The organism is Methylobacterium sp. Leaf456 (assembly GCF_001425465.1).
Classification (GTDB): domain Bacteria; phylum Pseudomonadota; class Alphaproteobacteria; order Rhizobiales; family Beijerinckiaceae; genus Methylobacterium.
Map to the genome: position 1 here is coordinate 141,118 of NZ_LMQV01000040.1, position 11,511 is coordinate 152,628.

Consider the following 11,511-nt stretch of genomic DNA (forward strand, 5'->3'; position numbering starts at 1 on the left):
CACCCGCGACCTCGGCAACGCTGCGAACTGTGCGCAAAGGGGGGCAAAGCCGCGGAAACGCCCGATTTCCCCGTGCAACGTCCCCACGGAATTTTGCAATGCCGGTTCCGGGGGTTATCCTGCCCGCTCCCGCCGCCCGCGACAGTCAGTCGAGAGTACCATGGTCGTCGCGCTGCTCGCGCTCAGTCTCGTCATGATCCTCGGCGGCGCCGCCGCCGTGGTCCAGGGCTTTCCCTACGTGCGGCTGGAGAGCGGGCTCGCCATGGTGATCGGCGGCTCCACCGCGGCGTCCGCCGGGGTGATCCTGCTCGGCCTGTCCGCGGTGGTCGACCGCTTACGCCGGGTGCAGCGTGCCATCATCCGCCTGCGCGAGGAGGGTTTCGGCCAGCAAGCCGCCGTGCCGGTCGATTCCGCCCCGTGGCTCGCGCCCTCTGGCGATCCGGTGATGCCGGCCCCGGCCGTGGAGCCCCCATCGGCCGGGACGCTCGCGGGTACGGCGGGGCTCGCCGGGCTGAGCCTCGGCGCGATCCGTCCGGGCGGGCGCGGCACCGAGCCGGTGTTCGAGGATCCCGATCTCGTCGCCGAGCGCCGGACCGAGGCCGAGCCGCTGCTGCCCGACCTGTTGCCGGAAGCGCCGGCCCGCCGCAAGCGGGAGGAGGACCATCTGTTCGCCGCCGAACCCGCCCCGGCGGCCCCGCCGGAGCCGATGCTTCCCGTCGCCGAGGGCATCGGCCTGCGCCCGGCGCTCGACCTGCCCACTGAGCCGCCCGCTCCGGTACCGGAGCCCGCCCCGGAACCTGCCCCCGCGGTCGCCGAGGCGGAGACAAGGGACGAAGACAACGCTCCCGAGCCCGAGCCGGCGCGCCACGCGGTCGGCAGCTACGCGTCGGGCGCCAACACCTACGTGATGTTCTCCGACGGCTCGATCGAGGCCGACACGCCGCGCGGCCGCTTCACCTTCGGCTCCCTCGACGAATTGAAGAGCTTCGTGAATGCGGGTGGCGAGGAAACGCGCGGGGCGGCGTAAAAACCCTCGAACGTCATTCCGGGGCCGCGCAACGTAACCCGGAATCCACGACGGGTCGCAACGTTTCCACAGCCGCGCATCACGGGTGGATTCCGGGTTCGCCTGCGGCGCCCCGGAATGATGGTGGAGTATCCCAGGGCGGCGTAGAGCCGCCTGTCTCCGGCCTTCGCAGAGTCGAAACGGTCACGCCAGCGGGTTGAGCGCCGGATTCCGGTCCGGCATCGGCGCCGCGAGCGTCAGGTGGAACCCCTCCGGCGCGTAATCCGTCGTGATCGTCGCCTGGACCTGGGTCGTCAGCACCCGCTGCAGCAGGCGCGAGCCGAAGCCCTGGCGGGTCGGGGGGGCGACGGTGGGGCCGCCGCTCTCGCGCCAGTCGAGGTGGAGCGTCCCGTCCCGGACATTCCAGGTGATGGCGACGCGCCCGCGGCCGGTGGAAAGAGCGCCGTACTTGGCCGCGTTGGTGGTCAGCTCGTGGATCGCCATGCCGATCGGCACCGCGATGTCGGAGGGCAGATCGACCGGCGGGCCGTCCAGGACGATGCGCAGGTCCGGCGAGGTCTCGGTCTCGCTCTCGGCGTAGGGCATCAGCTCGGAAGCGAGCAGGTCGCGCAGGCGCGCGGTCTGCCACGTCGCCTCGGTCAGCACGCTGTGGGTGTGGGCGAGCGACTTGATGCGGCCCACGAACGCCTCGTGGAAGCTGTCGATGCTGGTGGCCGTGCGCGCCGTCGAGCCGACGATGGCCTGCACCGTGGCGAGCGTGTTCTTCACCCGGTGGTGCAGCTCGCGGATGAGGAGACTGCGCCGCTCCTCCGACTGGTGCCGGTCGGTCACGTCGGCCACGACCCCGATCAGGCGCCGGGGCAGCGCGCCGGCGCGGCCCCGCTCGAACTTGCCCGCCATGTCGATGGTGCGCCACGTGCCGTCGTCGTGGCGGCGGATGCGGCCGGTGGCGTGCAGGATCGTGTCCTCGCGCAGAGCCCGCACGATCGCCTGCCGGAAGGCCGGGCGGTCCTCGGGGTGCAGGATCTCCTTGAGGAAGGTCGACTTGCCGATGCTGCCCTCTTCCGGCCGGCGGCCGAACAGGGCGAACATCCGCTCGTTCTCCCACGTCGCCCGGTCGTCGAGGACATGCCATTCGAAGATGCCGAGATTGGCCACGGTGGTCGCGACCCGCAGCCGCTCCTCGCGCTCGGTGAGCGCGGCGCGGGCCTCGACCCGCGTGGTGATGTCCTGCACCACCCCGACGATGCCGACCGGGGTACCGTCGGTGGAAAGAACCGCCTCGCCGCGGGCGCCGACCCAGATCTCGGCATCGTCCGCGGCGCGGCGGAACCGGGTCTGGAACTCGTAATGGCGCCCCTGCGCGATGGCCTCGGACACGGTGGCGCCGATGCGCTCCGCGTCCTCCGGGTCGATCCGCCCGCGCATCGCCGCCCAGGTGACGGAGCGGCCGGGCGCATATCCCAAGATCTGCGCCGCGCGTCGCGAAAAGGCCATCTCGCCGGTGGTGAGGTCCCAGCGCCATTCGCCGAGGCCCGCGGCGGTCAGCGCGTCGCGGTTCTGCTCGGCCCGGACCAGCTCGTCGGCATCGACCTCCTCGGCCACCGCCACCGTCTCGCCGCCGGCTTCTTCCGAGAGGGACAGCCGCAGGTCGATGCCGGTGCCGTCGGCCCGGCGCCAGCGGCGGATGCCGGGCTCGACCGCCTGCGCGCCCTCCAGCACGGAAGCAACCGCCTGCCCGTCGAGGGCGCCGGGCGGGTGCCCGAGCCAGCCGCACAGGCGCGGGTTGGCGGCGCGGATGGTGCGGCCGTCGGGCGAGAGAATGGCGAGGCCGACCGGCGCGGCATCGAAGGCAGCCCGGTACAGGCCGGGCGAGACATCCGGCGATCGAGAACCCTGGTCCGCCCGTTCGAGCAATCCGTTCCCCGTTCAGCAGCCCGGGCCGCACCCTTCAGCATGGCCGAGGGCGCGGCGACCGGCAAGGCCACGGCGGAGGCAAGCCCTAACTCGGCCGCCGGGTCAACAGCTTGGGCGCAGCGGCGGCGAGCCAGCGGCCCGCGCGCAGGACCGCGCCGGCCTCACCGGGGCCGCCCCGCAGCAGCGCCCGCACGAGCCGCACCGGCAGATTGACGGTGAACGCCGCCGCCAGAACGCCGAGGAGCGCGACCTGTCCATGGTGTTTTTGCCCGTAGAGCGCCTGGGCGCGCAGGAAGTAGAACAGCCGCCGGTCCTTCACCGCCGCAGTGGTCCCCTGGCCGCGATGGCGGATCACGGCCCGTGCGGCATGGCACACGGAAAAGCCCGCCTCACCCGTCCGGGTGCAGAGGTCGGCGTCCTCCCAGTAGACGAAGAAGCGCTCGTCGAAGCCGCCGAGTCGTTCGAAGAGCGGGCGGCGGATCATCAGGAAGGCGCCCATCACCGCGTCCACCGCGCGGGTGTCGGCGTGGTCCCAGTCGAGCCGGAAATGCGGCGGCACGCGCCCCGGCAGGAGCCGGTCGAGGAACAGCGTGTGGGCGACGAGGCTGAAGCCGGTCGGCGTCCGCGCGCAGGTGCGGTGGGTATGGCCCGCCTCGTCCACGAGGCGGGCGCCGACGATGCCGGTGCGGGAATCCGCCTCCAGCACCGCGCGGGCCTCACCGATCCCGTCGCGGCTCACCTCGGTGTCGGGATTGAGGAACAGGATCGCCTCGGCCGAGCCCAGGGTCGCGCCCTGGTTGCAGGCGCGGGCGAAGCCGAGGTTTTGGGCATTGCGCAGCACGGTGACGTGCAGGCCCTCCCGTTCCAGCTTTTGGGCCGAGCCGTCGGTGGAGGCGTTGTCCACCACGACGACGCGGAGCGCCGCCGCGTCGTCGCAGGCCGCGAGGCTCGACAGACAAGCGGCGAGCTGGTCCCCGGCGTTCCAGTTGACGATGACGACGTCGAGCGGGCTCATGAGTGGGTTCATGGCGGCGCGTCCGCGGGCCGCCCGAGCCGCCCCCGCAGGCCGTCGGCCACCGCGCGCAGGAGCCGCGCGAGCAGGCTCGGCCGATAGCCGTGATGCGCCCAGTAGAGCCCGATCTGGGCCGGCAGATAGGCCATCTGCTTGAGCTTCCACCGGGCCGGCACGTGCGGCAGGCGCCAACTGAAGGCGGTGTTGCGCAGGTAGACCGCCATGCGGAAGGGCGGCTGATCCGGCATCGCGATCGGCAGGAACCGGGCGCGGATCGTGCCCCGCCCGATGCTGTGGGGAATCGCGGTGGCCGGATCCATCCAGCAGGAAAACCCGCGGCTCCAGGCGCGAAAGCACCATTCGAGATCGACCGCGTCGATGAAGAAGTCCTCGCGGAACGGCCCGATTCTCTTGAATGTCGCGAGATCGACAAGCGAGCCCGAGGTCGCCAGGAACTCCACCGGCAGCAGGGCGCCGTGGGGCGCCACGCTGGGGCGGAGGGGATAGCGCGGCGCCTTATGGCCGGGGTTCGGCGCGGGGGCCGGGCCCACGAGCGCGGGCGGCGGGGTCGCGGCGCCGAGGCAGTCGAGGGCGAGGCCGAGCGCATGGGCCGTGTCGGGCGAGGTGTCGGCGTCCTGATCGAGCAGGAACAGCCGGGCGAAGCCTTTCGCCGCGGCCGCCTCGCACAATCGGTTGAGAGCGGCGCCGATGCCGTCGTTGCGGCCCTCACCCAGGCGCGCCACCCCCGCCGCATCGAGCCGCGCGAGCGCATCGGCCGGAAGGCCGCCGTTGTCGTAGGCGAAGACCGGTAGGTGCCCGCAAAAGCGCTCGACGATCCGCTCCACCTGTGGAGCGGAGGGGCGGAAGAACACGACCGCGACGGCGGTGTCGTTGGCAAGGGCGGAGGGCGTCACGGGGACGGCCTAGGACAGGAGGCGTCGGCGGAGCAAGCCGCGAGCCTACTCCACCACCACCTTATAGCTCTGCCCCGGCTTCACGCTCGCCCCGCGCTCCAGCCCGTTCAGCACGAGGAAGCGCTCGGCGGCCCGGTCCGGCACGATCATGCGGCGCGAGAGGCTCTCCACCGTGTCGCCCGGCGCGGCGGTGACGACGCGCAGGTGGGCGGGCTTGAGGCTCGCCGCCTCGTCCGGCTCGATCGGGCGCAGGCTGTCGATCCAGCGGCGGAAGGCCGGGTCCGGGTCGGTCGCGCCCTTGGCCGCCATGATCATCCGGTAGGTGGTCTCGCCGACGCGAAGTGCGGCGAGGCGGAAGGTCCAGTCCTTGCCCTTCGACAGGGCGGTCACCGCCGGGTGCCCGTTGACGATGCGGTTCTCGACGGAAGCCCCGTCGATCGCGTCGTTCCATGTGGCGCGCAGAACGTCCTCCAGCCCGCGGTCGGCGCTGGCCTCCACCTGATCGAACAGCAGGCGGCGACTGCCTTCCGGCGTGGTGCCGAGCACGGCGTTGCGGGTGTTCTCGATGGCGAAGGCGTCGGGCACCTCGAAGGCGATGCGAAGGCCCGGATGCAGGAAGCGGCGGGCGCGCACCATGCCCTCGCCGGGGTTGTCGCCGTAGGCGAGCCCGTCGATGGCCGCGAGGTAGCGGGCGCGCTCGTCCACGCCGAGGCCGGGGGCGCCGATGCGCCGGGCCGCGCGGGTGACGAGCGCGATGCGCTCGGTGGTGGCGGGGTGGGTCGCCAGCATGTCGGGCTCGCTCGCCGTGCCGGTGCCGGACTTGAGCGCCAGGGTGCGGTTGAGCGCCTCCAAGAAGCGGCTCGCGCCGAACGGATCGTAGCCGGCCTGGGCCAGCACCCGCACGCCGCTGGTGTCGGCCTCGAATTCCTGCTCGCGGGAGAAGCGGGCCAGCGTGAACTTCGACTGGTTCTCGAGCTGCGCGCCGGTCACCGGATCGTTCAGCACGTCGGCCACGACCCGGCTGACGAGCTGCGAGCGCAAGGCCATCTCGCTGCGGGCGGTGGCGTGGCGCAGGGTCACGTGGGCAATCTCGTGGGCCAGCACCGCCGCGACTTCGGACGTGTCGGTGGCGAGCGCCAGCAGGCCCCGGGTGACGTAGAGCCGGCCGCTCGGCAGCGCGAAGGCGTTGACGACGGGCGAATCGAGCAGCGTCACCGCGTAGGCCTCGTCCGGCCGCTCGCTCGCCTTCACCAGCCGCTCGGTCACCTCGGTGAGGAGCTTGTGCGCGGACGGCGCGCGGTATTCGCCGCCGAAGGAGACCACGAGCTTGGCGTGGTCCGCGTCGTCGCCGCTGCGGGCGCGGCCGGTGGTCTTGGGGGCCTGCTCCGGCACCTTGATGACGGCCGGGGTGATGAGGCTGCCGGTCTGCTCACCGGCGCAGGCCGAGAGCAGGACTGCAAGGCCGAGCCCCGCGAGCAGCCGTGCGCGACGCGCCACAGCGCCCCGCCGCACCGATCCGATGTGCCGATCCCCCGCCATGCCGTTCAGCGCCGCAGCGCCCGCTCCCCCTCGACCACCTCGATCGCGTCCCGGGTATCCAAGTCGATCACCGGGCCCCGCCGCATCTCGACCGTACCGCGGACGCGCACGAAGCGCCCCCTTAGCGTGGCCGCAGACAAACCATGTTCGGCCAGCCTCCGCCAAGTGCGTTTCTGCACGGTCACCGTGAGGCCCTGCGCTCCGCGCGGGGCGAAGTCCAGATACGTGCGCGCGCTGCGCTCGCCGACATGCAGGATGTGCCCCTCGGTGACGGTGAAGCGCCCGGCCCGCGCGGTGAGCGCGGCGGCGTCGGTCGCCAGGATCGCGCCGTCCTTCCAGAGGCCGAGCCCGTCCGCGCGGGGCGTCGCCTCCAGCGCCCGCAAGGAAGGGCGGCACAGGGCCTCCGCCTCACCCGGATCGGCCTGGGCGAGGCCGGCCGCGATCAGCCCGCCCGCGAGGTCCGCGGGCTCGGCGCCCTCCGTCACCGCATCGACCCGGCGGCGGCCCCAGCGGTCCTCGCCGCCGCGCTCGGTCAGCGTGAGCGGCGCATCGCGGAACGGCAGCAACCACGCGCGGGCGGCGGCGTCCGCCTCGGGCTCGTCGGGCCAGCGCAGGTCGGAAAAAACCGCCCGGCGCCCCGAGGCGAGGATGAGTTCGCCCCGGATACCGAGGCCGGCGAGCCGGTCGGCCCGCGCCGCGCCGGTGCGGCAGGATTCGTCCGCCTGGGCGGGAAGCGGCAGTGCCCCGCAGGCGGCGAGCAGCCAGAGGGCACCGCCCCGACGGGCGGGGCTGAGCGGGCGCCGTGTCGCGATGGCGGGCGGTGGGTTCACACGCGTCTCGCTCGAGCCTGCGGGAATCGGTCGGGCGCCAGGATCGGGGCGGATCACGCCGGGATCGGGGCCGGGGCAACGCCTTCGGCATATTCGCCGACCGTGCGGCAGAGGCGCCACACTCGGCGCGCACCCGCGCGGCTTCCCCAGTGAGGCCGTCCCGCCACACCCCTCCGAAAACCGGCCACGGTCCCGCTTTTCCCGCCCCGCTTGTTCCGCGCGCCTTGCCGCCATCGCATTTGGCCGCGACGGGAGCCGCAGGTTTGCCCGAGGACATAAGGGATCTCGATGCCGCGCGGGTTGCTCTCGACCACAGCCTGTCTCGCGCTCGCCGCGAGCCTCGGCGCCTGCGGCACGTCGCGCTTCGACGGGCCACGGCCGCGCCCGCAGGCCGCGCTGGAGCCCGCCACGCCGGCCCTGCCCGCGGGCCGGGTGACCAGCGAGCCGCTCGCCCCCCCGCCCGGCGCCAGCGCCGCCCCGGTCGATGGGCCGCCGAGCGTGGCCGCAGCCCCCTCGCCGGTGATCGAGCCCGAGCCACTGCCCCCGGCACCCGCCCCGGCCCCCGTGATCGCCACCGGCCGCTCCTCGGTGGTGGGCTCGTGGAACGCCACCGACGCGTCCGGCAGCTGCAAGGTCTCGCTGTCGAGCGCGCCCGCGCTCGACCTCTACAAGGCCTCTACCGCGGGCTGCGCCAACAAGGATCTCGCCAAGGTCTCGGCCTGGGATTTTCGCGACGGCGAAGTCTATCTCTACCAGCCCGGCGGCACCGTCACGGCGCGCCTGCGGCAGGCCGGCGGCAGCCTCGACGGCGCGCTGTCGAAGTCCGGCGCGCAGCTCGCGCTGGCGCGGTAGGTTTCCAGGCGCTTTTTCGGCCGGCTGATCCCACCCAACCCCCTCATCCTGAGGTGCCGCGAAGCGGCCTCGAGGGAGGGTTCCAGGGATCGCGCGAGACGCTGGAGCCCTCTTTCGGGGCTCCGCTTCGCTGCGCACCTCAGGATGAGGGCGAGGGTGGGAGGACCGTCGAAGCGCGCGGCCCCTCAGGGGTTCACCCGCACGCCAAGCAGCACGGCGTGGCCCTCGTAGCTCGCGTTCGCGCTGGAGCTCGTCAGCGTCGACCAGAGGTAGCTGCCGCGGAAGGTCAGCCAGCGGTTGAAGCGGTAATCCAGCCGGGCGAAGGCGGAGTAGCCGCGCTCGCGGATGCGCACGCCCTCGTAATCATTCGAGAGGTAGGTGCCGCCGACATTGATCGAGAGGTTGCGAAACAGGTCGTGCTGCACCTCCAGCGTCGCCACGTCGGTGAAGGCGCCGCTGGAGCCCGGCACCGCGGTCTCGATCACGCCGGTCTGCTGGTTGAAGCGCACGGTCGTCAGCGGCGACACCGTCCAGATCAGCGCGGCGCTGACGAGCGGCGCGTCGATGGGGCGAAGCGTACGATCGACGTAGGAGCGGTGCTGCATGCCCGCCGAGACCTCGGCAGTGAGCGCGCGGTTCAGCTCGATGCTGGCGCCCGCCGAGAAGGCGATGCCGTCGGAATCGCGCCGCAGCCCGTACTGATCGACCGGCGTGTCGTAGACGCGGGTGTCGATCAGCGTCTCGACGAAGGGCGTGAACATCGGCGAGACTTCGTAGCCCGCCCGCAGTCGGACGCCGTACTGGTTGGCATCGCGGTCGCTCTGGCGGATCACCGTGCCGTTCGACAGGCGCGCATCCTCGAACACCTGCCGGTCGAGCGAGCCGCGCAGCGACAATTGCAGCCGGTTGAAGTTCTCCTGCACCCCCACCGACGCGCCGTAGCTCGCAAACAGCGGGCGGCTGGCGGTCGCGGCGTTGAGATCGGGGCTGCCGGCGCGCTGACTGTCGAGCAGGAAGCGCGTCTCGACGTCGATCCGGGTGTCGCGGTTGGCATCGATCCGCAGCCGCGAGACGCCGACGGCGTTGGGGCGGCTCGCATCCGGGTTGTCGGGATATTCGAGATAGCTGCCGCGCATCTCGCTCGTGAACTCGGCTTGCGACCAGTCGGAGCGGACCGCGAGTTCGCCCTCGCTGCGCAGCACCAGCGAGGGCTGGGCCAAGCGGGCGATGGTCTGGTTCGGGTTGGTGTCGTAGCCGATGCTCTGGGTGAAGGCCGGCAGCAGGGTGAGGGCCCCGATGCGAAGCCCCAGCGGCGCGTAGGCCGGATCGATGGGCTTCAGGCTGCCCTGCGCGATGGTGTTGAGCCCGAGGCCGAGCCCCAGCACGCCCGCCGGGTTGACGAGGCCGAGCCGCACGAAGGTGGACGGCAGCGGCACGCCGGAGACCGGGCTCTGGATCACCGGCGACAGGCGGAGATCCGTGGTGGTCTGCTGCGTGCGCGCCTGGGTGAGCTGCTTCGTCGCCGAGCCGAGCCGGCGCGCGGGCGCCGCCCGCTGCCGCAGGAGCGAAGGCCGGGCGCCGTTCACGCTCGCCCCGCCGGTGATGCCAGGGGCGGTGCGGAAGCGCGGCAGGCGCGCGACGCTCTCGTCGCCGGAGCTGCCGGACGCGGTGGAGCTGTCGCTCGACGAGACCGGGGCGCGGGGTCCGAAGAGGCTCGTGCCGGACGTGCCGGAACCCGAATTCAAGGCGCCGAGCCCGGACGCGATCGGGCTGCCGCTGCGGAGCGGCGAGGCGGTCTCGATGCCGGAGGCACGGGGCCGGGCGCGGGCAGGCGCCTCGGCGCCCTCCGCCGGGGCGGCGGACGGGTCGGACGGGTTGGAATCCTGGGCGAGGGCCGGGCCGGCGAGCGGCGCCAGCACCAGCGCGGCGGCGAGCGTCCATGCGGGGGCCCGCGGCGGGAAATGGCCCGCTGCGGCGCGGCTCGCGCGCTCTCCCGTGATCGGCCGCTCGCGTGTCACCGGCTGCGCTCTTCCCTCGATGCCGCCGGCAAGCCCGCTGGTCCGGGCTCGCCATGGTTAACCGAGCTATACCGAGCAGGGTTAACGGCCGGTTTCGGCGCGCCTCGCGGCGGCTTCGGCCGCAGCCCGAGCGATAGCCCCCTTGCGACCACATTCGCGGCTAAGAACGCACGCGAACGACGCGAACACGGACCGGACTCCCACATGGCCCTTGCCCAGCGGATCGAGGCGACGGACGACGCCGACACGGCACATGCCTCGACCCTTGCGCCAGCCGTGGCCTCGGCCCTGCGCACCATCGAGACCGAGCGCGAGGGCCTCGCCTGCCTGATGGCGGCGATCGGCAACGGCATGGGGGCGGCCTTTGCGAAGGCGGTCGCGCGAATCGGCGCCGGACGCGGCCGGGTGATCTGCACCGGCATGGGCAAGTCCGGCCACGTCGCCCGCAAGATCGCCGCGACCATGGCCTCCACCGGCACGCCGGCCCTCTACGTCCATCCGGCGGAGGCGAGCCACGGCGATCTCGGCATGGTGCAGCCCGAGGACGTGGTTCTGGCCCTCTCGTGGTCGGGCGAGACCACGGAACTCGCCGACATCATCGGCTACACCCGCCGCTACGGCGTCGCGCTCGTGGCGATCACCTGCAACGCCGGCTCGACGCTCGGGCGCGAGGCCGACATCTGCCTGACGCTGCCGAAGGCCAAGGAAGCCTGCCCCAACGGGCTCGCCCCGACGACCTCGACGGCGATGCAGCTCGCGCTCGGCGACGCGCTCGCCGTGGCTTTGCTGGAGGCCCGCGGCTTCTCGGCCCGCGATTTTTCCGTGTTCCATCCCGGCGGCAAGCTCGGCGCATCGCTGCGGCAGGTGCGCGAGGTGATGCACGGTGGCGAGCGCCTGCCGATCGTGGCGCTCGCCACCTCGATGCGGGCGGCGGTGGCCGAGATCGACGCCAAGGGGTTCGGGTCGGTGCTGGTGACGGATGCGGACGGGCGGCTCGCCGGCATCGTCACCGACGGCGACGTGCGCCGCGCGATCTTCTCCAAGACCGGCCTCGACAACCTCGCAGTGGATGCGGTGATGACCCGCAACCCCCGCACGATCACGCCCGAGACCCTGCTGGCCAAGGCCCTGCAGATCCAGGAGGCGATGAAGATCACCGCCCTCGTCGTGGTCGAGGACGGGCGCCCCGTCGGCCTCGTGCATTATCACGATCTGTTGCGCACCGGCGTCGCGTAGGTACGTTCACGCGTTTCGAGAGCCGGGCGGCCGTCGCGCTGCCCCTTCGGCACGGCCGCACTGGGTCGCGCCGCGCCCTCGTCCACCCTCGAATCCCCCCGCCGAGGTGCGCCGAAATGGCGCCGGCCAAGCTCGGGAACATTCGGCGGCCTGAGCGTTTGAGGCC

9 protein-coding genes are annotated in these 11,511 nt (G+C 72.8%); 3 read left to right on the plus strand and 6 right to left on the minus strand.

The annotated features are described in order from the left end of the window. Positions 1-160: 160 nt before the first annotated feature. Positions 161-1,027 (plus strand): hypothetical protein, encoded by an 867-nt coding sequence (locus ASG52_RS17800; RefSeq protein ID WP_056246168.1) that lies wholly within the window; start codon positions 161-163, stop codon positions 1,025-1,027. Positions 1,028-1,210: 183 nt separating this feature from the next. On the opposite strand, the gene ASG52_RS17805 is transcribed toward ASG52_RS17800, so the two are convergent. From ASG52_RS17805 to ASG52_RS17825, 5 genes are all read right to left on the minus strand, one after another. Then, entirely contained in the window at positions 1,211-2,944 is a 1,734-nt protein-coding gene (locus tag ASG52_RS17805) for a sensor histidine kinase (protein ID WP_056246170.1), read from the minus strand. 85 nt (positions 2,945-3,029) lie between these two features. After that, on the minus strand, positions 3,030-3,971 hold the full coding sequence (locus ASG52_RS17810) for a glycosyltransferase family 2 protein (protein WP_056246173.1): 942 nt from the start codon (positions 3,969-3,971) through the stop codon (positions 3,030-3,032). Continuing rightward, positions 3,968-4,870: a glycosyltransferase family protein gene (locus ASG52_RS17815; RefSeq protein ID WP_056246176.1), complete on the minus strand. Its 903-nt coding sequence runs from the start codon at positions 4,868-4,870 to the stop codon at positions 3,968-3,970. The genes ASG52_RS17810 and ASG52_RS17815 overlap by 4 nt, the downstream gene beginning before the upstream one ends. A 45-nt stretch (positions 4,871-4,915) precedes the next feature. Further along, entirely contained in the window at positions 4,916-6,409 is a 1,494-nt protein-coding gene (locus ASG52_RS17820) for a M48 family metalloprotease (protein ID WP_056246179.1), read from the minus strand. A gap of 5 nt (positions 6,410-6,414) precedes the next feature. Beyond that, on the minus strand, positions 6,415-7,239 hold the full coding sequence (locus ASG52_RS17825) for a DNA-binding protein (RefSeq protein WP_286159093.1): 825 nt from the start codon (positions 7,237-7,239) through the stop codon (positions 6,415-6,417). 288 nt (positions 7,240-7,527) lie between these two features. Here ASG52_RS17825 and ASG52_RS17830 point away from each other — a divergent pair, with 288 nt between their 5' ends. Further along, positions 7,528-8,091 carry an AprI/Inh family metalloprotease inhibitor gene (locus ASG52_RS17830; protein ID WP_056246182.1) on the plus strand — a complete coding sequence of 188 codons (564 nt, stop codon included), beginning with the start codon at positions 7,528-7,530 and terminating at the stop codon, positions 8,089-8,091. A 185-nt stretch (positions 8,092-8,276) separates the two neighbouring features. Here ASG52_RS17830 and ASG52_RS17835 read toward each other — a convergent pair whose 3' ends face one another. Next, entirely contained in the window at positions 8,277-10,109 is a 1,833-nt protein-coding gene (locus ASG52_RS17835; protein ID WP_056246185.1) for an outer membrane beta-barrel protein, read from the minus strand. Positions 10,110-10,313: 204 nt separating this feature from the next. Here ASG52_RS17835 and ASG52_RS17840 point away from each other — a divergent pair, with 204 nt between their 5' ends. Then, positions 10,314-11,345, plus strand: a complete 1,032-nt coding sequence (locus tag ASG52_RS17840; RefSeq protein ID WP_056246188.1) for a KpsF/GutQ family sugar-phosphate isomerase — start codon at positions 10,314-10,316, stop codon at positions 11,343-11,345. The last annotated feature ends 166 nt before the right edge of the window (positions 11,346-11,511 follow it).

What these genes read in the sequence shown, in the direction of transcription:
- ASG52_RS17830 (WP_056246182.1), top strand. Translation starts at nt 7,528, where the DNA reads ATGCCGCGCGGGTTGCTCTCGACCACAGCCTGTCTCGCGCTCGCCGCG.
- ASG52_RS17800 (WP_056246168.1), top strand. Translation starts at nt 161, where the DNA reads ATGGTCGTCGCGCTGCTCGCGCTCAGTCTCGTCATGATCCTCGGCGGC.
- ASG52_RS17840 (WP_056246188.1), top strand. Translation starts at nt 10,314, where the DNA reads ATGGCCCTTGCCCAGCGGATCGAGGCGACGGACGACGCCGACACGGCA.
- ASG52_RS17810 (WP_056246173.1), bottom strand. Translation starts at nt 3,971, where the DNA reads ATGAACCCACTCATGAGCCCGCTCGACGTCGTCATCGTCAACTGGAAC.
- ASG52_RS17820 (WP_056246179.1), bottom strand. Translation starts at nt 6,409, where the DNA reads ATGGCGGGGGATCGGCACATCGGATCGGTGCGGCGGGGCGCTGTGGCG.